At 74.5% G+C, this 23,045-nt stretch carries 18 protein-coding genes; 16 read left to right on the top strand and 2 right to left on the bottom strand.

Translation table 11 applies throughout. From position 1 onward, the window contains the following. Positions 1 to 40 precede the first annotated feature (40 nt). On the bottom strand, positions 41 to 1,024 hold the full coding sequence (locus ECOMGDLI_RS25805) for a hypothetical protein (RefSeq protein WP_088319713.1): 984 nt from the start codon (positions 1,022 to 1,024) through the stop codon (positions 41 to 43). Positions 1,025 to 1,443: 419 nt separating this feature from the next. Between ECOMGDLI_RS25805 and ECOMGDLI_RS25800 the strand changes: the two genes are divergently transcribed. From ECOMGDLI_RS25800 to ECOMGDLI_RS25790, 3 genes are all read left to right on the top strand, one after another. Then, on the top strand, positions 1,444 to 2,610 hold the full coding sequence (locus ECOMGDLI_RS25800; protein ID WP_088319712.1) for an IPT/TIG domain-containing protein: 1,167 nt from the start codon (positions 1,444 to 1,446) through the stop codon (positions 2,608 to 2,610). Between the two features lie 216 nt (positions 2,611 to 2,826). Further along, complete coding sequence (locus ECOMGDLI_RS25795; protein WP_088319711.1) at positions 2,827 to 3,444, top strand: hypothetical protein; 618 nt, start codon at positions 2,827 to 2,829, stop codon at positions 3,442 to 3,444. Between the two features lie 198 nt (positions 3,445 to 3,642). Next, positions 3,643 to 5,712, top strand: a complete 2,070-nt coding sequence (locus tag ECOMGDLI_RS25790; RefSeq protein ID WP_088319710.1) for a glycosyltransferase — start codon at positions 3,643 to 3,645, stop codon at positions 5,710 to 5,712. A 72-nt stretch (positions 5,713 to 5,784) separates the two neighbouring features. Here ECOMGDLI_RS25790 and ECOMGDLI_RS25785 read toward each other — a convergent pair whose 3' ends face one another. Continuing rightward, the gene (locus tag ECOMGDLI_RS25785) at positions 5,785 to 7,482 is read right to left on the bottom strand and encodes a formate--tetrahydrofolate ligase (RefSeq protein WP_088319709.1); all 1,698 of its coding nucleotides are present in this window, start codon (positions 7,480 to 7,482) and stop codon (positions 5,785 to 5,787) included. A 228-nt stretch (positions 7,483 to 7,710) separates the two neighbouring features. Here ECOMGDLI_RS25785 and ECOMGDLI_RS25780 point away from each other — a divergent pair, with 228 nt between their 5' ends. The 13 genes from ECOMGDLI_RS25780 to ECOMGDLI_RS25720 all read left to right on the top strand — a co-directional run bounded on the left by ECOMGDLI_RS25780 (position 7,711) and on the right by ECOMGDLI_RS25720 (position 23,009). Further along, positions 7,711 to 8,535 (top strand): tetratricopeptide repeat protein, encoded by an 825-nt coding sequence (locus ECOMGDLI_RS25780; RefSeq protein WP_088319708.1) that lies wholly within the window; start codon positions 7,711 to 7,713, stop codon positions 8,533 to 8,535. A 69-nt stretch (positions 8,536 to 8,604) separates the two neighbouring features. Then, positions 8,605 to 9,783: a pyridoxal phosphate-dependent aminotransferase gene (locus ECOMGDLI_RS25775; protein WP_088319746.1), complete on the top strand. Its 1,179-nt coding sequence runs from the start codon at positions 8,605 to 8,607 to the stop codon at positions 9,781 to 9,783. Positions 9,784 to 9,943: 160 nt separating this feature from the next. Further along, positions 9,944 to 10,417 (top strand): universal stress protein, encoded by a 474-nt coding sequence (locus ECOMGDLI_RS25770; protein WP_088319707.1) that lies wholly within the window; start codon positions 9,944 to 9,946, stop codon positions 10,415 to 10,417. 9 nt (positions 10,418 to 10,426) lie between these two features. Then, positions 10,427 to 11,941: a sodium:alanine symporter family protein gene (locus ECOMGDLI_RS25765; RefSeq protein WP_088319706.1), complete on the top strand. Its 1,515-nt coding sequence runs from the start codon at positions 10,427 to 10,429 to the stop codon at positions 11,939 to 11,941. Positions 11,942 to 11,989: 48 nt separating this feature from the next. Continuing rightward, complete coding sequence (locus tag ECOMGDLI_RS25760; protein ID WP_088319705.1) at positions 11,990 to 13,222, top strand: CaiB/BaiF CoA-transferase family protein; 1,233 nt, start codon at positions 11,990 to 11,992, stop codon at positions 13,220 to 13,222. A gap of 83 nt (positions 13,223 to 13,305) precedes the next feature. Beyond that, complete coding sequence (locus ECOMGDLI_RS25755; protein ID WP_088319704.1) at positions 13,306 to 15,285, top strand: alpha/beta fold hydrolase; 1,980 nt, start codon at positions 13,306 to 13,308, stop codon at positions 15,283 to 15,285. Positions 15,286 to 15,407: 122 nt separating this feature from the next. Then, on the top strand, positions 15,408 to 16,511 hold the full coding sequence (locus tag ECOMGDLI_RS25750; protein WP_143447940.1) for a hypothetical protein: 1,104 nt from the start codon (positions 15,408 to 15,410) through the stop codon (positions 16,509 to 16,511). 10 nt (positions 16,512 to 16,521) lie between these two features. Next, positions 16,522 to 17,508: a carbamate kinase gene (locus ECOMGDLI_RS25745; RefSeq protein ID WP_088319702.1), complete on the top strand. Its 987-nt coding sequence runs from the start codon at positions 16,522 to 16,524 to the stop codon at positions 17,506 to 17,508. Between the two features lie 16 nt (positions 17,509 to 17,524). Beyond that, positions 17,525 to 18,676, top strand: coding sequence for a ring-opening amidohydrolase (locus ECOMGDLI_RS25740; protein ID WP_088319701.1), 1,152 nt, complete (start codon positions 17,525 to 17,527; stop codon positions 18,674 to 18,676). A gap of 643 nt (positions 18,677 to 19,319) precedes the next feature. Next, a complete protein-coding gene (gene bktB / locus ECOMGDLI_RS25735; RefSeq protein WP_088319700.1) occupies positions 19,320 to 20,531 on the top strand; it encodes a beta-ketothiolase BktB in 1,212 nt (403 codons plus the stop codon). Then, entirely contained in the window at positions 20,528 to 20,968 is a 441-nt protein-coding gene (locus ECOMGDLI_RS25730; RefSeq protein WP_088319699.1) for a hypothetical protein, read from the top strand. Before bktB ends, ECOMGDLI_RS25730 begins: the two co-directional genes overlap by 4 nt. Continuing rightward, entirely contained in the window at positions 20,965 to 22,155 is a 1,191-nt protein-coding gene (locus ECOMGDLI_RS25725) for an alpha/beta fold hydrolase (protein WP_198955179.1), read from the top strand. Before ECOMGDLI_RS25730 ends, ECOMGDLI_RS25725 begins: the two co-directional genes overlap by 4 nt. Continuing rightward, the gene (locus ECOMGDLI_RS25720; protein ID WP_088319698.1) at positions 22,152 to 23,009 is read left to right on the top strand and encodes a 3-oxoacyl-ACP reductase family protein; all 858 of its coding nucleotides are present in this window, start codon (positions 22,152 to 22,154) and stop codon (positions 23,007 to 23,009) included. The genes ECOMGDLI_RS25725 and ECOMGDLI_RS25720 overlap by 4 nt, the downstream gene beginning before the upstream one ends. Positions 23,010 to 23,045 lie beyond the last annotated feature (36 nt).

Raw genomic sequence — 23,045 nt, 5'->3', positions numbered from 1 at the left:
GCCCCGCTCGATCGCCCCGAGGGGCTGACCGGGGCGGTGCTCAGGCGCGGCGGGTGCGCCCGTCCGCGAGCCGGGCCTCGTGCTCGAGCGCGGCGAGCTCCTCGGCGCGGTGGTGCGTCGCCGCGAGGCGCGCGTACTCGTCGGAGCCCTGGAGCAGCTCGAGCTGGGTGCGGGCGATCTCGACCGCGGCGAGCGCGGCCTCCGGGGCCTGCGCCGACGGCACGTGCCCGGAGCCGACCCAGCGGTCCTCCGACGCCCGCGGCGCGGGGACGACGCCCGGCGCCACGGGGTGCGCGCCGGAGGTCTCGATGAGCTGGAGGTGGGAGAGCGCGTCGTCGCGGCGCCACACGTCGTCCGCCACCGCGGTCGCACCGTCCGGCAGGCCGGCCGGCGGACGGCGGTAGACGGCGACGGCCGAGCCGCCGAGGGAGCTGTCGGCCTCGCCGCCGGTCAGCGCCACGAGGACGCCGTACTCGCGGGCGAGCGCGTCCGCGGTCTCGCTCGGCAGGGCGGTGCCGGCCGGGAGCGTGCGGGGTGCGCCCTCGACGGGGAGCAGGTCGTCGGCACCGAGGTCCCACGTCGACGTCCGCACGTCGTGGCCCTGCCCGGCGACCCACTCGCGGCGCATCCGGTCGGCGGCGGCGAGCTCGCGGTGGACGACCTCGAGCGCCTGCCCGATCGTCACGACCTCGGTGAGGTCCTCGCTCATCCGCAGACCCGCGAGGAACTGCTCGGCCCGTGCGGCGAGGTCGGCCGCGAGCGCCGCCGTCCGCGGGTGCGCCTTGTCGAAGACGCGGCGCTGGCTGCCGGGGACGGTCCACGCCGGGGAGCCCACCTCGACCGGCACCGCCTGCGCGGAGGCCACCGGCCGGACCCGCGCGAGCGAGCCGAGGCTCACCACGACCTCGGGCTCGAGGTGCCCGCCGCGGTCGTCCGCGACGACGGCCAGGCGCAGCGTCGTCCCGACCGTCAGGGCCGTGGCGGACAGGACGTAGCGCAGCGGGGAGGTCACGGGCGTCGTCATCTCTTTCTCCATGCCGTCGAGAGGCGGCCGCACCGTGCGGCCGGGCGGCCGTGGACGCGGCCGAGGACTTCTTCGACAGCCGTTCCCCGGTTCCTGAGCGCTCGCGGGTGATCCGGACGGCGCAGGCCTCACCCGGACGGCGCAGCCGGGCGGCACGGCGCCGTCACCGGGGGCCGCCGTCGCGTCCGTTTCGCGGCGGGACGCCCCGGTACGGCCCGGCGGCGGGCCGTGGCGGGCGACCGGGGCCGTCGCGGACGGTGACCGTCCCCCCGCGCCACTGGACCGATCGCGTGATCTCGGCGCCCGGCACGTCATGCCTCCGGACCCCGGGTCGATACAGACCGCCGAGGGGTATGGCTCGGTCCCCGCTCCGGGGTCACGAAGACCCCGTCAGTCATCTCACGGAGGAGAAACACCACATGAAGCTCACCACCCGCCGTCCGCGGCGCACGGCCATCGCGGCGTTCGCCGCCGTCGGCCTCGCCGCGCTCGCCACCGGTATCGGCGCCGGCCCGGCGTCCGCCGCTGCCGTCGCCGGCACGCTCAGCGCCACGTCCGGCCCGTCCGGCGGCACCAACACCCTGACGATGACGACGACGACCGCCAAGTTCTTCACCGGCACGCTCGTCTCGTTCCAGTACAAGGCGACGGCGACGACCGCGTGCAGCGCGGCGTACGCGTCGGCCGTCGCGGTCAGCTCGACCGCGGGCATCGTCCTCGCGACGCCGAAGATCCTGTCGTCGACGAAGATCGCCATCACGGTCCCGAGCACGGTCGCCCTCCAGGGCAGCGCGACGTCCGCCAACTGGCTCGTCTGCGTCTACCCGGGCTCGAACACCACGACGAGCCTGCTCTCGGCGAGCGCCGCGTACTCCATCGCCGCGAAGCCGACGCTCGCGGTCAGCCCGATCTCCCCGGCGAGCGGCCCGGCCCTCGGCGGCGGCACCGTCACCGTCACCGGCACGAACTTCATCACCGGCCTCACGGCGAAGATCGGCTCGGTCGCGCTGACCGGCATCACGGTCGCCAGCGGCACGACGTTCACGGCCACCGTCCCGCCGCAGGCGGCCGGCTCGGCCATGTCCCTGTCGGTCACGACGACCGGTGGCACCGCGACGAAGGCCGCGGCGTACACGTACACCAACGGCATCATCGTCACGCCGAACACGACCCCGACCGCGACCGCGGCGACCGACCTCGACATCCTGGGCGTCGGCTTCTCCAGTCTCGACTTCGCGGGTGCCGTCTCCGGTGGCTCGTTCAAGACCGACGGTACGGCGCCCGCGGACGCCGGTGCCCACGTCTTCATCGTGCAGGGCGACTACGACTCGACCGACAACTCGAGCGCCAAGACGCTCGGCGAGGCCGGCGAGTGCGTCAACGTCCTCGTGGTCAGCGACACCGAGCTCATCTGCACGCTGAACACGGCGGACAAGTACAACCAGTCCGGTGACCCGGCGATCGCCGACGGCGTCTACACGATCACGGTCGTCAACGACGGTCAGGTCGACGCGGTCACGAACAACGTGGACTACAGCGAGTCGATCATCAGCAGCGGCTCGACCTTCACGGTCGCCCCGTACTGACGGACGACCCACGACGCGGTCATGACCTGACCGAGGAGTGAGCGGCGGCCCGGGCCGACCTCACCGGCAAGCTCGAGCNGCCCGGGCCTCACGGCCCGGGCCGCCGTCGTTCGTCCCGGCGGCTCAAGGTTCCCGGCGGGCGTCCCGAAGACACCCCCAGGAGCGCTCACCCGAGTGGGCGCGCACGGACCCGTTCGGCCGCATCCCGGAGGAACCATGGCAATCCAGCACGACGAGCGCAGCGCCGTCGCCGACATCGTCCCGTCGCGGGGCCGCCGCCCGCGGCGCGGCCGCCGGATCGGGCGCGCCGTCGCCGCAGGTGCGGCCGCCGTCGCGGTCGTCGCCGGCGGTGCCGGCGCCGTCTGGTACGCCGGCGTCTTCGACCACGAGCCGTCCACGGACACCAAGGCCTCCGTCACCGTCCCGGAGAAGGTCGGCGGCCTCGCCGCGGCACCGCAGGCGCAGGACTTCAGCAGCCAGCCGGCCTGGCAGGAGAAGGCGCAGGCGGCGGTCGGCGGCGCCACCGTCATCGGGCGCCAGTACGGCTCGGCCAGGGCCCGCAAGACGATCCGCGTCGTCGCGGCCCGGGCCGACCTCACCGGCAAGCTCGAGCTGAAGTGGCCGGCCGACAAGGGCGAGAAGGTCGGCGACGCCCGCTGCACGCAGAACTTCAAGCTCACCGAGACCGGCACCGCCAAGGTCCGCCCGACGATGCTCATGTGCTGGCGCACGAGCGACACCTTCAGCGCCTACAGCATCGTCATCGACTTCGACCACGCCCCGAAGGCGGAGGACGCCGTCCAGGCGATCGACGACATCTGGGGCAAGGCCTGACCCATGGCCCGGCGCCGAGCGGCGCAGAACGGCACGACGGACGGCGCGGCGACCCCCGGGGCGCCGCGCCGTCGCGTCGCAGTTGGTCCCATGCCCGATGGGGCACTGGCAACCTGTCCCATGGGGGTTGGCAGGATCGAGGCGCTCCCCCGCACGGGGGCCGGCGCCCGCGAGGTCGAGGATCGGGGTCTGGAGCACGTGATCGCGTCGCACGGGACGGTGGCCGACGGGCAGGGCGCCCGCACGGTCGAGCAGGTCGTGCTCCCGGCCGGGCGTTACTTCTCCATGAGCGGCATGGTCACGCCCACGACGGGCGGCCAGACCCGGGCCCTGCTCATGCGCAACCGGCTGCTCGCCGAGCACTGCGGCATCGCCCCGACGATCCTCACGTTCGACGCCCGGCCGCACTACCCGCGCACCCGCGCGCTGCTCCGCGAGCGCGGCGAGCTCGTCGACCCGGTGCGCCTGCTGAACATCCACGAGTACTACCGCACCCTCGACGACGACGCCCTGACCGCCCTCGTGCGCCGGACCGCTCCCGAGACCGGTGAGACGGACGACGACACCGACGACGCCGACGGCCCGGACGACGCCGCGCACGACCTCGCGGGGCTCGACCTCACCGACGCCGTCGCCGGCGACGTCCTGCCGCCGCTGCACGACCTGGGCGTGCGTCACGACCACGACGACGACGGCGTGGTCTTCCGGCGCCGGTACGTGCACACCCGCACCGAGGAGGTCGCCGCGCACGACTACGTGCGCCCCGACGGCTCGGTCTACCTGCGGATGCCGGTCGGCCCGGCGCGGATGAGCCCGGTCCGCGGGATCAGCCTCGTCGACCGCGCGGGCCGGGTCGTGCGCACCTGGAGCGGCCACCGGGCCTGGCGGCACGACTGGATGTCCTCGCTCGTCGGTCCCGACGAGCGCGCCTTCGTCATCAGCGACAGCCGGGCCTCGGTGACCCGGATCCTGCCGATGACCGACGAGCGGTTCCACGTGATCCACCTCGTGCACAACATCCACGTCGCGGCGCCGCGGCACTGGTCCTCCACGGTGGCGACCGGGTACGAGACGCTGCTCGCCTCGGTCGGCCGGCTCGACGCGCTCGTCACGCTGACCCGCCGGCAGAGCGACGACGTCGGCGAGCGCTGCGGCCGGACGACGAACCTGCACGTCGTCCCGAACCCCGTCGACATCCCGCCCCTGCCGCAGCCGCTGCCGGCCCGCGACCCGCACCGGTTCGCCATCGTCGCCCGGCTCTGGAAGCAGAAGGACGTCGCGGAGGCCGTCCGTGTGTTCGCGCTCGTCGTCGCCGCCGAGCCGCGGGCGCGGCTCGACATCTACGGCGACGGCCCGTTCCGGCCGCAGGTCGAGGCCGAGATCGCGGCGCACGGCCTCGGCGACCACGTCGTCATGCACGGCCACGACACGCACGCCCGCGAGACGCTGTGGACCGCCACGGCCTTCGTCATGACGAGCCGCTTCGAGGGCTACCCGCTCGCGACGCTGGAGGCGCTGAGCCGCGGCTGCCCGGTCGTCGCGTACGACGTGAAGTACGGCCCGCGGGAGCAGATCACCGACGGCGTCGACGGCTGGGTCGTCCCGGCGCGCGACCGGCAGGCGATGGCGGACCGGATCGTCGAGCTCGCCCGCGACCCGGAGCAGGTCGCCCGGATGAGCGCGGCCGCGCGGCGGACGGCGGACCGGCACGACGCCGCCGCGTTCGTCCGGGACTGGAAGACGGTCCTCGACGCGGTCGTCGCCGCCAAGCCGCGGCGGACGACGCTCGAGGCCGTCCGGCTGCGCGTGCGGCGGCTCGGCGTCCGGCCCGCGCGCCGGCTCCCCGAGGGATTCGCCAGGGTCCCCGTGCTGCGCCGCTGGGCCCGCGGCCGGGCCGGGGCCGGCGCGTGGAAGCACCCGGGCACGCTCCAGGTGCGGGCGACGCTGCGGGTCACGGGCAGCAGCCGGGAGAGCAGCCTCGACAGCGCGGTGGTCACCCTGGACGCCGTCGACGACCGCACCGGTGCCGTCGTCCCCGTGCCGGTCACCGTCGTCCGCTCCGACACCCTGTTCCGGCTGTCCGCGGCCGCCGACCTCGGCCCGTTGTTCGCCGCCGCCGGCACGGCGCGCCACCTGCGGCTGCGGCTGCGCCTGGTCTGGGAGAACTCGGCGTGGGAGACCACGCTGCGGCGTCCGCGGCGGATGACCCCGAACTACGAGGTGTCCTACGCGCCCTCCGGCGAGCTCACGCTGACCCGCCGGCGCTGACGGCCCGGGCGCCGGGGCCCGGGCCGTCAGCCCTGCGTTCTGGTCAGGACGGTTCAGTCACGTCACGACAGGTCAGGACAGACCGACGATCTCGCCGTTCTCGTCGAGGTCGATGCCGAACGCCGCCGGCTTCGTCGACAGGCCCGGCATCGTCCGCATGTCGCCGCAGATCGCGTAGACGAACCCGGCCCCGACCGAGGCCCGCACCTCCCGCACCGGCAGCCGCCAGCCGGTCGGCGCCCCGAGCAGCTTCGGGTCCGACGAGATCGACAGGTGGGTCTTCGCCATGCACACCGGCAGGTGGCCGAACCCGTTGCGCTCGTAGGAGTCCAGCTGGTTCGACGCGACCGGCGAGTAGTCGACGCCGTCCGCGCCGTAGACCTTCGTCGCGATCGTCTCGATCTTCGTTCGCAACGAGACGTCGTCCGGGTACAGCACCTCGAACGTCGACGCCTCGTCCGCCGCCTCGGCCACCGCCTCGGCGAGCTCGACCGCTCCCGCGCCACCCTCGGAGAAGTGCTTGCACACCGCGGACCGGGCGCCGGCCGAGGCCGCGACCTCGGCGATCGCCGCCCACTCCGACGGGTGGTCGGTCGGGAACGCGTTGATCGCGACGACCGGCGAGACGCCGTGGAGCCGGATGTTCTCGATCTGCTTGCGCAGGTTCGCCGCCCCGGCGAGGACGTCCTCCGGGTTCTCCGCGAGCAGCTCGGGGGGCAGCGGGCGACCGGCGACGATCTTGTACTTGCCCGAGTGCGCCTTGAGCGCCCGGACCGTCGCGACGACGACCGCGGCGTCCGGCGTGATCCCGGAGACCCGGCACTTGATGTTGAAGAACCGCTCGGCGCCCATGTCGGCACCGAAGCCCGCCTCGGTGATGAGGTAGTCGCCCGAGCGGATCCCGATGAGGTCGGCGAGCACCGACGAGTTGCCGGTCGCGATGTTGCCGAACGGGCCGGCGTGGACGAGGACCGGCGTGTGCTCGAGGGTCTGCAGCAGGTTCGGCTTGACCGCCTCGCGCAGGATCGCGGCCATCGCCCCCGCGGCCTGCAGGTCCTTCGCGGTGACCGGTTCGCCCGCACGGGTGTAGCCGACGACGATGCGCTCGAGGCGGGCCTTGAGGTCCGTCAGGGACGACGAGAGCGAGAGCAGCGCCATCACCTCGGACGCCGCGGTGATGTCGAAGCCGGTCTGCCGCGGGACGCCGTCCGCCCGGGTGCCGAGGCCGACGATGATGTTGCGCAGCGCCCGGTCGTTGACGTCGAGCACCCGGCGCCACGTGATGTTGTGGTCGTCGAGGCCGGTGGCGTTGCCGTGGTAGAGGTGGTTGTCGACGATCGCCGAGAGCAGGTTGTGCGCGGCGGTCACGGCGTGGAAGTCGCCCGTGAGGTGCAGGTTGAGCAACTCCATCGGGACGACCTGGCTGTAGCCGCCGCCGGCCGCACCGCCCTTGATGCCGAACGTCGGGCCCATCGAGGGCTGCCGGATCGCGATCGTCGCACGCTTGCCGATGTGCTTGAAGGCCTGCCCGAGACCGACGGTCGTCGTCGTCTTGCCCTCGCCGAGCGGGGTCGGCGTGATCGCCGAGACGACGACGTACTTGGCACGGGGACGATCGGCCATCTCGTCGATGGCCTCGAGGCGGATCTTCGCCACGCTGTCGCCGTGCGGCTCGAGCAGGTGGGTCGGGATGCCCATCTGCTCCGCGATGTCCGGCAGGGGCTTGAGGGTCGCAGCCTGCGCGATCTGCAGGTCCGAGGGGAAGGCCATGTCCGCATCCTTCATCGGGGCGGGCGTCTCCTCGTCGAGGCGCCCCGAGCGGACGGTAACGGGCACGCCTCCCCGGCGTCCACACCCTGGAGCGACCGGCGGGCCGGTTGCCTCGGGCGGCCCTTCATAGTTCCACATCGTGGGATCCTGAGCACGAACCGATCAAGATCATTGTTCCACGGCGCATCGACCGGACGACGGGTCGGAGTGGATCACTACCCTGGCGTCATGACGACCGACGTCCGCGCCCTCTGGGACTTCCGTGACCCCGCCGGCTCCCGCGCCCGCTTCGAGGCCGCCCTCGACGGGGCCACCGGCGACGACGCCCTCGTGCTGCGGACCCAGGTCGCGCGCACCCACGGGCTGGCCCGGGACTTCGACGTCGCACGGGGCGTGCTCGCCGAGGTCGAGCCGCTCCTCGACGGCGCGGGGCCCCGCGCCGCGGCGTACTACTGGCTCGAGCTCGGGCGCGCCTGGGTGTCGCCGGCGCACCCGCCGCAGTCCCGGACCACCGGCGCCCTCGCCACCGCGCGGGACGCCTACGAGCGCTGCATCACGGTCGCGACCGGGGCGGGCCTCGACGGGCTCGTCATCGACGCCGTCCACATGCTCGCGTTCGTCGACCCCGACCCCGCGGACGGCGTCCGGCACGCCGACCGCGGGCTGGCGATCGCGGTCGCCTCCGACCAGCCGGACGCGCGTCGCTGGGAGGCGACGCTGCGGAACAACAAGGGTGTCGCACTCGGCCAGCTGGGCCGGCACGAGGAGTCGCTCGCCGAGTACGAGCAGGCGCTCGCCCTCGTCGAGCCGCGCGGCAACGCCGCGGACACCCGGATCGCGCACTGGATGGTGGCCAACGCGCAGCGCCTGCTCGGCCGGCTCGACGAGGCCGAGGCGACCCAGCTGCGCCTCGAGGCCGAGTGGGACGCGGACGGCGAGCCCGACCCGTACGTCTTCGAGGAGCTGCGGGAGATCTACACCGCCAAGGGAGACACGGCGAAGGCCGGGCACTACGCCGCCCGGCACACCGCGTCGTCCGGCGAAGGCGACTAGCCCGAGCCGGCGAGCCGGCCGCACGGACGCCGCGGCGTCACCGCGTCGGCACCGGGCAGGATGGACGCCATGCAGGTGTCGAAGCGGTCGCAGGTCCCCGCCTTCGCGGTGATGGAGATCATCGCGGCGGCGAACGCCCGCCGCGCCGCCGGTCAGAAGGTGCTCAACCTCTGCGTCGGCGAGCCGTCGTCCGCCGCACCGACGGCCGTGCGGCGCCGGGCCGCCGAGCTGCTCGCCGCGGGGCCGCTCGGCTACACGGAGGCGCTCGGCGTCCCGGCGCTGCGCGAGCGGCTCGCCGGGCACTACCGCCGCTGGTACGGCGTGGACGTCGACCCGCGCCGCGTCGCGGTGACGACGGGGTCGTCCGGCGGCTTCCTCCTGGCGTTCCTCGCGGCGTTCGACGCCGGCGACCGGGTGGCGATCGCCCGCCCCGGCTACCCCGCGTACCGCAACATCCTCGCCTCGCTCGGGTGCGAGGTCGTCGAGCTGCCGTGCGGACCGGACACGCGCTGGCGCCCGACGGTCGAGCAGCTCGAGGCGCTCGACCGGCCCGTGAAGGGTCTCGTCGTCGCCGGTCCGGCGAACCCCACCGGCACGCTCGTCGACGCGCGGACGCTCGACGACCTCGTGGGGTGGTGCGCCGCGCACGACGTCCGGCTCGTCAGCGACGAGATCTACCACGGCATCACGTACGGCCCCGGCGGCGCGGTGCCGGGGGCCGGTGCCCCGACGGCGGCGGGAGCGACCGACCGCGGCGCCGTCGTCGTCAGCTCGTTCTCGAAGTACTGGGCGATGACCGGCTGGCGGCTCGGCTGGCTCGTGCTGCCCGACGACCTCGTCGCCGGCGTCGACGCCCTCGCGGGCAACCTCGCGCTCTGCCCGCCCACGCTCGCGCAGCACGCCGCGGTCGAGGCGTTCACCGACGCGTCGTACGCCGAGGCGGAGGCGAACGTCCGTGGCTACGCGGGCTCGCGGCGGCTCGTCCTCGACCGGCTGCCCGACCTCGGGTGGCACCGGGCGGCCCCCGCGGACGGCGCCTTCTACGTCTACGCGGACGTCTCGGCGACCGGGCTGGACTCGGTGACCTGGTGCGCCCGGCTCCTCGACGAGGCCGGGGTCGCGCTCACGCCCGGGACGGACTTCGACGCGCGTGACGGCGCGGACTGGGTGCGGCTGTCGTTCGCGCCGGCACCGGACGTCGTCGCCGAGGCGCTCGAGCGGATCGCCGCCTGGCAGCAGGGCCTGTAGCCACGAGGCGTCGCAGCGACCCGGCGATCCGAGCGGGCACTGTCCACTTGCGATCACCCGGCGGCCACGGAGGCTGAACGGATCCCTCAGGGGATGCCAGACCGGGGAGCAGCACCCGGCTCGACGCACGCTCCCCGGCGGCCGACAGATCGGTGCCCGGATGGAGCCCCAGCCGCCCGCCCCCGACCACGACTGCCCGTCGCCGCTGATCCTCGTGGGGATCGACGCGAGCGCGACGAGCCGCCGCGCTCTCCAGTTCGCGGCCCGAGAGGTGCTCGCCGACCACGGCCGGCTCGTGATCGCCCACGTCGTCGACTGGTCCCCGTACCGATCGGCGACCCTGGAGGAGAACGAGCGCCGGCACACCGACCGGGCGCGCGAGATCGCCCTCGCGGACTCCGACCTGCTCGGCCCCGCGCGCGAGGAGGCGGAGCGCGCCGGCGCGACCGTGGTGGCCACGGTCGCCCGGCACGGTCACGTCGCGGAGACGCTGATGGCCCTCGCCCGCGAGCACGGAGCCGCCCAGGTCGTCGTCGGCCGGACCGGCGACAGCCGGCTCCGGACGCTCGTCTTCGGCAGCACCCCGTCGCATCTCGTGCAGGTGTGCACGATCCCCGTCACCGTCGTCCCCTGAGGAGTGCCCGTGCCTGTTCCCACCCTGCCGGCCGCACGTCCCCTCCCGGCGGACGCCGTCGCGGACACCGGCGTCGACGCGACGATCAACGACTGGTTCGCCACCGTCTCCGACCCCGTCGTCGCGACGATCTTCTTATCGGTCCCGGTGCTCGGCGCGGACCTCCCCCTCATCGTGGTCTGGCTCGTCGTGGCAGCGGTGTTCTTCACGATCTGGACCGGCTTCCTCAACATCCGCGGGTTCGGGCACGCCCTCGCACTCGTGCGCGGCCGGTACTCCGACCCGAAGGACGCCGGCGAGGTCTCGCACTTCCAGGCCCTCGCGACCGCGGTGTCGGGCACCGTCGGGCTCGGCAACATCGCCGGCGTCGCGGTCGCCATCTCGATCGGCGGGCCGGGTGCGACGTTCTGGATGATCGTCGCCGGCTTCCTGGGCATGTCCACGAAGCTCGTCGAGTGCACCCTCGGGGTGAAGTACCGGCGGGAGAACGCGGACGGCACCGTGTCGGGCGGGCCGATGTACTACCTGAGCCGCGGGCTGGCCGAGCGCGGGATGGCCCGGCTGGGCAAGGTCCTCGCCGTCGTCTTCGCGATCTGCTGCATCGGCGGCGCGCTCGGGGGCGGCAACATGTTCCAGTCCAACCAGGCCACCGCCCAGATCATCGCGGTGACCGGCGCCGAGGACTCCCCGCTCGCCGGGCAGGGCGTGTGGATCGGTCTCGTGTTCGCCGCCCTCGTCGGTGTCGTCATCATCGGCGGGATCAAGAGCATCGCCCGGGTCACCGACAAGCTCGTGCCCTTCATGGCAGCCCTGTACCTGGGCGCCGCGCTCGTCGTCATCGCCTTCAACCTCGACGCGGTCCCCGGCGCGTTCGAGGCGATCGTCAGCGGCGCCTTCTCCCCCGAGGGCGTGGCCGGCGGGTTCGTCGGCGTCCTCATCCAGGGCTTCCGCCGGGCGGCGTTCTCGAACGAGGCGGGGATCGGCTCGGCGGCGATCGCGCACTCGGCGGTCCGCACCAAGGAGCCGGCGACCGAGGGCCACGTCGCTCTCCTCGAGCCGTTCATCGACACCGTCGTCATCTGCACCATGACGGCACTCGTCATCGTCATCACCGGGACGTACACCTCCGGCGAGGCCGAGGGCGTGGCCCTGACGTCCGAGGCGTTCGAGACGGTGATCCCCTGGTTCCCCGTGGTGCTCGCCGTCGCCGTCGTGCTCTTCGCCTACTCGACGATGCTGGCCTGGAGCTACTACGGCATGAAGGCGACCCGGTACCTGTTCCGCGACAGCGCGGTCGCCGAGAACGTCTTCAAGATCGTCTTCTGCGGTTTCACCGTCATCGGCGCGGCGGCGACCCTCGGGCCCGTCATCGACTTCTCCGACTCGATGATCTTCGCGATGTCCCTGCCGAACATCATCGGGCTGTACCTGCTCGCCGGGGTCGTCAAGCGCGAGCTCGCCCAGTACCGCACGAAGCTGCGCAACCGGGAGATCGTCCCGGTGGCCGAGCGGGTGGACCGGTAGCGGCAGGGGGCCCGACCGGCGCGGCGGGGGCGGTCCTAGGGTGACGCCATGGCCGACACCACCCCCGCCGCGCCCGAGCCGACCGCTGCCGCCGGGCAGCAGCGGCGCCCCGGTGCCGGCCCGCTCGCCGGCACCGTCGTCGTCGACCTCACCCGCGCGCTCGCCGGCCCGCACGCCGCGATGATGCTCGGCGACCTCGGGGCCCGGGTCCTCAAGGTCGAGACCCCCGGGACGGGTGACGACACCCGTGGCTGGGGCCCGCCCTTCGTCGACCCGGACGACGGCGCCCGGGAGTCCACGTACTTCCTGTCCTGCAACCGCAACAAGGAGTCGATCGCCCTCGACCTCAAGTCCGAGGACGGGCGCGAGGTGCTCACCCGGCTCGTCGAGCGCGCCGACGTCCTGCTCGAGAACTTCCGCACCGGGGTGCTCGACCGGCTCGGCTTCGACGTCGCGAGGCTCCACGAGCTCAACCCCCGGCTGGTGATCCTGTCGGTGAGCGGCTTCGGCCACGACGGGCCCGAGGGCGGCCGTGCCGGCTACGACCAGATCGCCCAGGGCGAGGGCGGCCTCATGTCGCTCACCGGCTCGGACCCCGGCGACCCGCAGCGCGTCGGCGTCCCGATCGCCGACCTGCTCGCCGGGATGTACGGCGCGTACGGCGTCCTCGCGGCGCTGCTCGAACGCGAGCGGACGGGCCGCGGGCAGGTCGTCCGGACGTCGCTGCTCGCCTCGATCGTCGGCGTCCACGCCTTCCAGGGCACCCGGTACACGGTCGCCGGCGAGGTCGGGCAGGCACAGGGCAACCACCACCCGTCGATCTGCCCCTACGGCCTCTTCCACTGCCGGGACGGCGCCGTGCAGATCTCGGTCGGCAGCGAGGGCCTGTGGAAGCGGCTGTGCACCGGCTTCGGTCTCGACCCGGACGCCGCGGGGATGGCGACGAACGCCGAGCGGGTCGCGCACCGCGAGCAGGTCATCGCCGCGATCGAGGCCGCGTTCGCCGGCTGGGACAGCGCCGACCTGCTCCCCCGGCTCGCCGAGATCGGCGTCCCGGCCGGCCGGGTCCGCACCCTCGACGAGGTCTACACATGGGACCAGACGCTCTCCCAGGGCCTCGTCGTCGACGTCGACCACGCGACGCTCGGAGCGCTGAAGATCCCCGGCCCGCCGCTGCGCTTCTTCTCCGACGACGCCGAGGTGACCCGGACGGCGCACCTCGCCCCGCCCGTGCTCGACGAGCACGGCGCCTCGATCCGGGAGTGGCTCGGGCTCGCCTGAGGCCGGTGCCGGGTGCCGGGCGGGACGTCCCGTTCCGTCAGGGGTGTTCCGGTCCGCGCCGTCCCGTGACAGGGTGATCGGCCATGACGCTGCGGGCGACGAGGTCGCGACCCGTGCTCCTCGCCGTCGGGCTCGCGCTCGCCGGGACCACGGCCGGGACGGACGCCGCGCTGGCGGCCCAGCCGGTGCGGGCCGGGCAGCCGGTCGCGGTGGCGTCGGTCCGCACGACAGCCTGCCCCGACGTCCTCGACCGGGCCCGGTGCGGCACGGTGCGCCGCGCGTGGGACCCGACGGGCGCCGTCCCCGGGTCGCTCGGCGTCGGGTTCGTCCTCGTGCCCGCGTCCGACACGTCCCGGCCTGCCCTCGGCACCGTCGTCGCGATCGAGGGCGGCCCCGGGTACGCGACGACGTCGTCCGCGCAGGCGTACGCCGACCTGTTCGCCCCGCTGCTCGGGCGCCGCAACCTGCTCCTCGTCGACCAGCGCGGCACCGGGCGTTCCGCGCCTGTCGACTGCCCGGAGCTCCAGGTGCTCGAGGGCGCGTACGCCCCGGCGGCCGCGCGTTGCGCCCGCCGGCTCGGGCCGCGCGCACATCTGTTCGGCAGCGACCTCGCCGCCGACGACCTGGCCGCCGTCGTCACCGCGCTCGGGGTCGGGCCGATCGACCTCTACGGCGACTCGTACGGCACCTTCCTCGCCCAGACCTTCGCGGGCCGGCACCCCGGTCTGCTGCGCACCCTCACCCTGGACGCCGCGTACCCGACGTTCGGCGAGGACGCCTGGTACGACACCCAGGCGCCGGCGCTGCGCTCGGCGATGGCGACCGCGTGCCGGCGCAGCCCGTGGTGCGCCCGGCAGGGTGGTTCGGCCCTGCGCCGTTTCGACCGGCTGCTCGGCGAGGTGCGGACGCATCCGCTGCGCGGGACGGCGCCCGGGGCCGACGGCGCCCGGCACCGGGTCGTCGTCGACGCCCCGACGCTGGCGTACGTCGCGTTCAACGCCACCTACGTGCCGACGACGTACCGCGAGCTCGACGCCGCCGTCCGCGCCGCCCGGGCCGGCGACGCGCTGCCGCTGCTGCGGCTCGCGGCCGAGGCGCAGTTCCCCGGCGGGGGCGTCGACGCGGTCGAGGACTACAGCGAGGGGCTCGACGCGGCCGTCACCTGCCGCGACTATCCGCAGCTCTTCGACCTCACCGCGCGACCGGCGGCCCGCAGGGCCCAGCTCGCCGCCGCGGTCGCCGCCAAGGAGCGCACCGACCCCGGCGTCTACGCGCCGTTCACGATCGACGAGTTCCTCGACTCGGGCTGGACCTACGTCGACTGGTGCACCGACTGGCCGGCACCGCCCGCCGCGTACCGGCCACGGCCGCCGCGACCGCCGGGCGGGGTCTACGCGCCCGTCCCGACGCTCGTCCTGTCCGGTGAGCTCGACACGATCACGACGCCCGCCGAGGGCCGGCTCGTCCGGTCGCAGTTCCCGCGGGCGACGTGGGTGCAGATCCCGGCCGGGCTGCACGTGACCGCCGTCGGCGACCTCGACGGCTGCGCGAGCGCGATCGTCGTCGGCTTCGTCCGGACGACGCGGACGCCGTCCACGGCCTGCACGCGACGCCTCGCCCCGCTGCGCACGGCGCCCCCGTTCTGGCGCACCCGGGCCGCGGCCGTGCCCGCCGCGCCGGGCCGGCACTCGACGACCGACCGGGCCCGGCTCCGGGCGGCCTCGGTAGCCGTCGCGACCGCCGGGGACGCGACCGCGCGCTGGTGGCAGACCTTCGAGTCCGAAGGGCTCGGCCTGCGCGGCGGCACCTGGGCCGCGGACGGCGACGAGGTCGTCACCGTGACGCTCGACCGGTACCGGTTCAGCACGGACGTCCCCGTGAGCGGGACCGTCGTGTGGGACCGCCGGCGCGGCACGGTCCGCGCGACCCTCGTGCTCACCGGGACCGGCCCGGCCGCCGGGCGGCTCACGGCCCGATGGGACGCCCGCCGGCCGGGTGCGGGCGCCCGGGTGACCGGCACGCTCGGCGGGCGGAGGGTGTCCGGCACGGTCCTGGCGCCGTAGCCGGCGGCCGCTGGGCCGTCCGGGTGGTCGTGCCCACGGAGGGGTCCACGATGTCCCCCGCACGGGCGAACCGCAGGCTGCTCCGCTGTGCGTGCCGGGTCACGCTCCGTACCGTCGACGGCATGGCACTGGACCCGCAGGCGCGCGAGGAGCTCACGGCGGCGACCGCGCTCGTCGAGCACGCCCTCGCGCGGGTCCGGCTCGGCGGGCTGCTCCGGCTCGTCCGGCTCGCCGACGAGCACCCGACCCTGCGGCAGCCCGTCGTCCACGTCCTGGGCGCCTACCTGCGCAGCCCGGCCGCGACCGGCTCCCAGCGCCAGGTGCGCGCGGACCGGGACGCGCGGCGCGAGCTCCTGCGCACCCTGCGCGAGCACCTCACGGACCCGGACGCCCCGACGACCTGGTGCGGGCTCGACGTCGACCTCTCCCGCTGCGAGCTCGCCGGGGACCTGTCCGGCATCGTCGTCACCGCGGGCACCGTCCGGCTGGACAGCGTCCGGGTGCCCGCCGGCCGCACGCTCGACGTGCGCGACGTCCGGGTCACCGGCGGGGCGCTCTCGATGACGCGTCTGGAGGTCGCGGGCCGGCTCGACGCGACCGGCCTCGCCGTCGACGGCGGCGAGGCCTGCGTCGACGGGCTCGTCGTCACCGGGCACGGCCGGGTCACCCTGGACGGCGCCCGGCTCGCCGACGGCTGCCTCTGGCTGCGCGACGGCAGCATCGGCACGGGCACGCTGTCGCTGCGGGGCGTGCACGTCACCGGCGGCCACCTGTCGCTCCACGAGACCCGGGTGAGCGGCGGCGAGGTGCGGCTCGACGACCTCGCCGTCGACGGCGGGAACGTGCACGTGAGCGCCGCGACCGTGGAGTCCGGCGCCCTGCGGATGGACGACCTGCGGGTCGCGGCGGGCCTGGTGTCGCTGACGATGACCCATGTCGAGGACGGTCGGATGAGCCTGGACGGCGCCCGTGTCGAGGGCGGTGCCGTCCGGTTCGAGGGGCTGGCGGTCGACCGCAGGGCCGACGTCTCCTGGGGGCCGTTCGACCCCGTCGAGCCGCTGCCCGGACCGGAGCGCACCGGCCGGCGCGACCTCGACCTGCGCGGTCCGGCCCCCGTCGACCGCTGGGCCTGGCTGCGCCACGAGCCGGCCGACCACGACGTGACAACGCCGGCGCGCCCGCCGCGTCAGGATGTGCCGTCCCGCACAGGTCGCGCCGCCTCCTAGCCTGGCGGCCATGCGGGTTCTCGTGGCGCTGGGCGGCAACGCCATGACCGCGCCGGACGGCAGCGCGCGGCCGGCCGACCAGCGCGCCGCCGTCGAGGCCGCCGTCCCCGCGCTCGTCCGCGTCGTCGCCGACGGGCACGACCTCGTCGTGACGCACGGCAACGGGCCGCAGGTCGGCAACCTCCTCGTGAAGAACGAGCTCGCCGCGGCCGTCGTCCCGCCCGTGCCGCTCGACTGGTGCGGCGCCCAGACGCAGGGCACGATCGGCGCCCTCCTCCTCGACGCCCTCGACGCCGGGCTCGCCGCGCGCGGCCTCGGCCGCCGGGTCGCCGCGCTCGTCACCCGCACCGTCGTCGACGGCGACGACCCCGGCTTCACGCACCCGACCAAGCCGATCGGCCGCTACCTGCCCGCCGCCGAGGCCGCGGTGCTCGTCGAGCACGGCCAGGTCTGGGCCGACCGCGGCGAGCGCGGCTGGCGCCGCATGGTGGCGAGCCCGGAACCGCTCGAGGTGCTCGACGCGCCCGCGGCGGCCGCCCTGCTCGACGCCGGCTTCGTCGTCGTCTGCGCGGGCGGCGGGGGCGTCCCGACCGTGCGGCAGAAGGGCCCGGACGGCGCGGAACGGCTCGTCGGCGTCCAGGCCGTCATCGACAAGGACCTCACCGCGGCCATGCTCGGCCGGGCGCTCGCGGCGGACGTCCTCGTCGTCGCCACCGACGTCGACCACGTCATGGTCGGCTTCGGCACGCCGGCGCAGCGCCCCCTCGAGCACGTCACCGCCGCGCAGCTGCGGGCGCACGCGGCCGCCGGCGAGTTCGCGAGCGGCAGCATGGGGCCGAAGGTCGAGGCGGTCTGCCGCTTCGTCGAGGCCGGCCGGCCGCACGCCGCCATCACGTCCCTGGACCGGATCAGCCAGGCCGTCGCCGGTGTCGCCGGTACGGTCGTCACCGCCGCACCGCACGGTCGAGACCCAGTCAGAACCCCTGAGACCCTCTGAGAGACAAGGACATCCCATGCCCGACGCCATCGAGGTCCGCAAGGTCGCCCTGAAGACGGTGAGCGACGCCTCGGGTCTCGCCGAGCTCGTCGACGCCGGCGTGCTCGACGCCGACCGGGTCGTCGCGGTCATCGGCAAGACCGAGGGCAACGGCGGGGTCAACGACTACACCCGGATCATCGCCGACCGGGCGTTCCGCGAGGTGCTCATGGCCAAGGGCACCCGGGACCACGACGCCGTCATGCAGGTGCCGATCGTCTGGTCGGGCGGCACGGACGGCGTCCTCTCGCCGCACGCGACGATCTTCGCGACGATCCCCGCCGACCACCCGGACGCGGGCCTGGCGAAGGACGAGCCGCGGCTCACGGTCGGCTTCGCGATGAGCGAGCAGCTGCTCCCCGAGGACATCGGCCGGGTGACGATGGTCGAGAAGGTCGCCGCCGCCGTGAAGGTCGCGATGGAGCGTGCGGGCATCACCGACCCGGACGACGTGCACTACGTCCAGACGAAGACCCCGCTGCTGACGATCCACACGATCCGGGACGCGAAGTCCCGCGGGAAGAGCGTCTGGACCGAGCACACCCACGAGTCGATGGACCTCTCGAACGGGACGACCGCGCTCGGCATCGCGCTCGCGCTCGGCGAGATCGACGGCGTCACCGACGAGCAGGTCATGCACGACCGCTCGCTGTACTCCTCGGTCGCGTCGTGCTCCTCGGGCGTCGAGCTCGACCAGGCGCAGGTCGTCGTCGTCGGCAACGCGGTCGGGGTCGGCGGCCGGTACCGGATCGGCCACGCCGTCATGCGCGACGCCCTCGACGCCGACGGCATCTGGGACGCGATCCGGGCGGCCGGCCTCGACCTGCCCGACCGCCCGCACCACAGCGACCTGGCGGGGCGGCTCGTCAACGTCTTCCTCAAGTGCGAGGCGTCCCAGGACGGCCAGGTCCGCGGCCGCCGCAACGCGATGCTCGACGACTCCGACGTGCACTGGCACCGCCAGATCAAGTCGTGCGTCGGCGGCGTCACGGCGTCCGTGACCGGCGACCCCGCCGCGTTCGTCTCGGTCTCGGCGGCCCACCAGGGCCCGGACGGCGGCGGTCCCGTCGCGGCCGTCGTCGACCTCGGCCCCGGCGAGCCGACGGGGTACCGGCCGCCGGCCCTCTGAGCACAGGACGACGTCGTACGGTCCCCTTCCGCTCGTCGTCCGCCGGTGACCGTACGGCGCGGCAGCGCGCCGCCCGGCGGGTGCGGGCCGTTCGCCCCCTTGGAGCAGGGGCGCCGACGGCGAAGGCTCTCACCGGGTGCAGGCAGGGGGCGCCCGCCGGAAGAGGGCGTCGGCGGGTGTCGGCTGCGCCCGGGGACGGGGTGAACGGGCCCCGGTCCGACCACACGGTCGGACCGGGGCCCGTTCCGCGTGCAGGAACACGTGGGGGAACACCTGGCGGAACAGGGCGGGAGCGTCCCGGAGGCAACGACCCGGGGCCTGCTCCTACCGCCCGGTAGTGCAATCGAGGCGTGTGTCGTCGCGGTCACATGCGCGTAACGGTCAGGTCCGACCGCTCGTCGCGGGATCACGACCGTGTGACGCCGCAGCCCTCGCGCCCGTCCCGACCGGGGCGCAGGTGCCTTGAGGTGCGGGCGGGCGCCCCGCACTCTCACTGGAGAACGAGGTGACGGCCGGTGCGGCAGCCGGCCCCGGCCGTCACCTCGTCACCCACGTCGTCCACCCCTGCCGCACCTCGGCCCCACCACTGCCGCGCCGGCCGCAGCGGTGCCGGACCGCACCCCGTCGCACCCAGGAGGCCCCCATGAGCGAGCAGACCGCACCCGGACGACGCGACGTCGTCGTCCTCTCCGCCGTCCGGACGGCGATCGGCAAGTACGGCGGCAGCCTCAAGGACACCCCGCCCGCCGACCTCGCCGCCCTCGTGACGAAGGAGGCCGTCGCCCGCTCGGGCGTCGCGGCCGACGCCGTCGGGCACGTCGTCTTCGGCAACGTCATCCACACCGAGGCCCGCGACATGTACCTCTCGCGGGTCGCGACCGTGAACGCCGGCCTGCCGGTCGAGACCCCGGCCCTCACCGTGAACCGGTTGTGCGGCAGCGGGTTGCAGGCGATCGTGTCCGCCGCCCAGACCGTCGCGCTCGGCGAGGCGGACGTCGCGGTCGGCGGCGGGGCGGAGTCGATGAGCCGCGCCCAGTACTGGCTGCCGGGGCTGCGCTGGGGGCAGCGGATGGGCCCGGGCGGCACGATCGACGCCATGGTCGGCGCCCTCACCGACCCGTTCGACGACTGCCACATGGGCATCACTGCGGAGAACGTCGCCGGCAAGTGGGGCATCAGCCGCGAGGACCAGGACGCGCTCGCCGTCGAGAGCCACCACCGCGCCGCCGCGGCGACCGCGGAGGGCCGGTTCGCCGGGCAGATCGTCCCCGTGGAGCTGAGGAGCCGCAAGGGCTCCACGTTCTTCTCCGCCGATGAGCACACCCGCCCCGACGTCACCGTCGAGGACCTCGCGAAGCTGCGGCCGGCGTTCGCCCGCGAGGGCAGCGTCACCGCCGGCAACGCCTCGGGCGTCAACGACGCCGCGGCCGCCGTCGTCCTCGCCGACCGGGCGACCGCCGACCGGCTCGGGGTCGCCCCGCTCGGCCGCCTCGTCGCCTACTCGCACGTCGGGGTCGAGCCGAAGTACATGGGCATCGGTCCGGTGCCGGCCGTGACGAAGCTCCTCGACCGGGCCGGGCTCACCGTCGACGACATCGACGTCTTCGAGGTCAACGAGGCCTTCGCGGCGCAGGCGCTCGCCGTCTCCCGCGACCTCGGCCTGCCGGCCGACCGCACGAACCCCAACGGCAGCGGCGTCGGCCTCGGGCACCCGATCGGGGCGACCGGCGCGATCCTCGTCGTCAAGGCGCTCCACGAGCTCGCCCGCACCGGCGGCCGGTACGCCGTCGTGACGATGTGCATCGGCGGCGGCCAGGGCATCGCGGCCCTCCTCGAGCGCGGGGCGTCGGCGTGAGCGGCCCGCCCGCGGCACCGCCCACGCCGCTGACCCAGCTCCTCGCGCTCTACGAGCAGGCCGAGGCGAAGGCCGCGGCGCTCGCCGAGCAGGCCGTCGGCTCGAACGTCTTCGCCGAGCTGCTCGCGACGACGGCGACGAACGTCATGGCCCTCGCCGGGGTCGCCAACTCCGTCGTCGACCGGGGTGTCCGGCTGACCCGGTTCGCGGCCCGTGCGGACGTCACAGGGCTGGCCCGCCAGCTCGCCCGCACCGAGGACAAGCTCGAACGGCTCCTCCAGGAGGTGCAGGAGATCTCCGGGCGGCTCGCCGTCCCGGACTTCCCGCCGGACCACACCTCGGACGACCCCTCGGACGACGCCCGGGCCGCCCGGCCGGCGCGGGCGGCACGCGCGGCGGCGCCCCGCAACGGCGCGACCGTCCGGACCTCCCGGTGAGCACGCTGACCGGCCGCGTCGGGCAGCTCGTCGGCGGGCTGGCGCAGGACGCCGTCTCGGTCGCGCGAGGTGCCGCCCGGCTGCCGCTCGACGTCGCCCGGACGGCGGACATCCTCCTCACGACCGACCGTGCCGTCATCGGCGCGACGCCGCGCGACGTCGTCTGGACCCACCGCAAGACGACCCTCTACCGGTACCGCAGCGCGGACCGCCGGCACGCCGTCCCGGTGCTGCTCGTCTTCGCCCTCATCAACCGGCCGGAGATCTTCGACCTGCGCCCCGGCAGCTCGTTCGTCGAGTTCCTGCTCGGCGAGGGGTTCGACGTCTTCCTCGTCGACTGGGGCGTGCCCGGCGAGGAGGACGCCGACATGGGCGTCGCCGACTACGTCTGCGACGAGCTGCACTGGGCGGTCCGGGAGACGGTGCGCGCCAGCGGCAGCCCGGAGGTCTCCGTCGTCGGCTGGTGCATCGGCGCCGCGCTCTCGGCGATGTACACGGCGCTCCACCCGGACGGCGCCGTGCGCAACCTCGTCCTCCTCACGATGCCGCTCGACACCTCCGGCAGCCTCTACCGGCAGTGGGTCGGCCGGCCGTCGTTCGACGCCGACCGGGTCGCGACGGCGCACGAGGGCGTCCCGGGCCCGATGGTCGACACCGCGAACAAGCTCATGAAGCCGGTGACGAACTACCTGACGACCAAGCGCCGGCTCTTCGGGCAGGTCCGGCAGGGGACGGCGAACAAGGTCGCCTACCAGGCGATGGCCAAGTGGGTCGCCGACAACCCGCGCTTCCCGCAGGCTGCGTTCCGGGACTGGATCCGGTTGATGTACAAGGAGAACCGGCTCGTCGACGGCACGCTGACGCTGCGCGGACGGCAGGTCGACCTCGGCGCGATCCGCCGCCAGGCCGTGCTCGTCGTCACCGCGGCCGGTGACCACATCGCGCCGCGCGCGGGCACCCTGCCCGTGCTGTCCATGGTCTCGACGACCGACCTCACGCACTTCGACCGGCCCGGCGGCCACATCGGCCTCATGGCCGGCTCCAAGGCCAAGGGGCTCATCTGGCCGGACATCGCGGGGTGGCTCGTCGAGCGCTCCCGCCCGGCACGCACCCCCCGCGCAGTACGCACGGCACGCACGCGCACCGCACGCACCCCTGCCCAGACCCCCGACAGGAGAACGCCATGACCGTGTCCGAGCACCTCGACACCCCGACGCTCGTCCGGCAGCAGCCGGCGCCCGACCTCAGCGGCAAGCTCCGCGGCCGGGTCGCCCTCGTCACCGGCGGCACCCGCGGCATCGGCGCCGCGATCTCGCGCAGCCTCGCGAGCCAGGGCGCGTCGATCGCCGCCGGCTACGCGGGCAACGCGGAGAAGGCCGAGGCGTTCGCCGCGGCCTTCCGCGAGCAGCACGCCGCGGACGGCGTCACGGTGACCCTGCACCAGGGCAACATCGCGTCGGGCGACGACTGCCGCCGCGCGGTCGCCGAGGTCATCGAGCAGCACGGCCGGCTCGACATCCTCGTGAACAACGCGGGTATCACCATCGACAAGACCGTCGCGAAGATGACCGACGACGACTGGACGAAGGTGCTGTCGGTCAACCTCTCCGGCGCCTTCTACCTGTCGCAGGCGGCGCTGGCGCACTTCGTCGAGCGCGGCTCGGGGCGCATCGTCAACGTCTCCTCGGTCATCGGCGAGATGGGCAACATCGGCCAGGCGAACTACGCCGCGTCGAAGTCCGGGCTCTTCGGCCTGACGAAGACCCTCGCCCGCGAGGCGACCTTCCAGCTGGCGCGTGCGGGCAAGCTCACCGAGGACTCGATCGGCATCACCGTGAACACCGTGACGCCCGGCTTCGTCGCCACCGAGATGCTCGAGCACATCCCGGAGAAGGTCCTCGACAAGATCAAGGGCCAGATCCCGGTCGGCCGGCTCGCGCACCCCGACGAGATCGCCCGGGTCGTGCACTTCCTCGCCGCGGACGCGTCCGCCTACATCACCGGGCAGGTGTGGGGCGTCAACGGCGGCCTGGACATGTGACCCGCCCGACACCCAGACCGTTAGCTAGTTAGCAGT

The organism is Kineosporia sp. R_H_3, from assembly GCF_002198675.1.
Classification (GTDB): Bacteria; Actinomycetota; Actinomycetes; order Actinomycetales; family Kineosporiaceae; genus R-H-3.
Note: the sequence above shows the minus strand (reverse complement) of the source record. Positions and strands in the feature narration are given on the sequence as shown.

Excerpts from the sequence above, each read along its gene's own strand:
- ECOMGDLI_RS25805 (WP_088319713.1), bottom strand. The coding sequence starts at position 1,024 with ATGACGACGCCCGTGACCTCCCCGCTGCGCTACGTCCTGTCCGCCACG.
- ECOMGDLI_RS25800 (WP_088319712.1), top strand. The coding sequence starts at position 1,444 with ATGAAGCTCACCACCCGCCGTCCGCGGCGCACGGCCATCGCGGCGTTC.
- ECOMGDLI_RS25795 (WP_088319711.1), top strand. The coding sequence starts at position 2,827 with ATGGCAATCCAGCACGACGAGCGCAGCGCCGTCGCCGACATCGTCCCG.
- ECOMGDLI_RS25785 (WP_088319709.1), bottom strand. The coding sequence starts at position 7,482 with ATGGCCTTCCCCTCGGACCTGCAGATCGCGCAGGCTGCGACCCTCAAG.
- ECOMGDLI_RS25780 (WP_088319708.1), top strand. The coding sequence starts at position 7,711 with ATGACGACCGACGTCCGCGCCCTCTGGGACTTCCGTGACCCCGCCGGC.
- ECOMGDLI_RS25775 (WP_088319746.1), top strand. The coding sequence starts at position 8,605 with ATGCAGGTGTCGAAGCGGTCGCAGGTCCCCGCCTTCGCGGTGATGGAG.
- ECOMGDLI_RS25770 (WP_088319707.1), top strand. The coding sequence starts at position 9,944 with ATGGAGCCCCAGCCGCCCGCCCCCGACCACGACTGCCCGTCGCCGCTG.
- ECOMGDLI_RS25760 (WP_088319705.1), top strand. The coding sequence starts at position 11,990 with ATGGCCGACACCACCCCCGCCGCGCCCGAGCCGACCGCTGCCGCCGGG.
- ECOMGDLI_RS25755 (WP_088319704.1), top strand. The coding sequence starts at position 13,306 with ATGACGCTGCGGGCGACGAGGTCGCGACCCGTGCTCCTCGCCGTCGGG.
- ECOMGDLI_RS25750 (WP_143447940.1), top strand. The coding sequence starts at position 15,408 with ATGGCACTGGACCCGCAGGCGCGCGAGGAGCTCACGGCGGCGACCGCG.
- ECOMGDLI_RS25745 (WP_088319702.1), top strand. The coding sequence starts at position 16,522 with ATGCGGGTTCTCGTGGCGCTGGGCGGCAACGCCATGACCGCGCCGGAC.
- ECOMGDLI_RS25740 (WP_088319701.1), top strand. The coding sequence starts at position 17,525 with ATGCCCGACGCCATCGAGGTCCGCAAGGTCGCCCTGAAGACGGTGAGC.
- bktB (WP_088319700.1), top strand. The coding sequence starts at position 19,320 with ATGAGCGAGCAGACCGCACCCGGACGACGCGACGTCGTCGTCCTCTCC.
- ECOMGDLI_RS25720 (WP_088319698.1), top strand. The coding sequence starts at position 22,152 with ATGACCGTGTCCGAGCACCTCGACACCCCGACGCTCGTCCGGCAGCAG.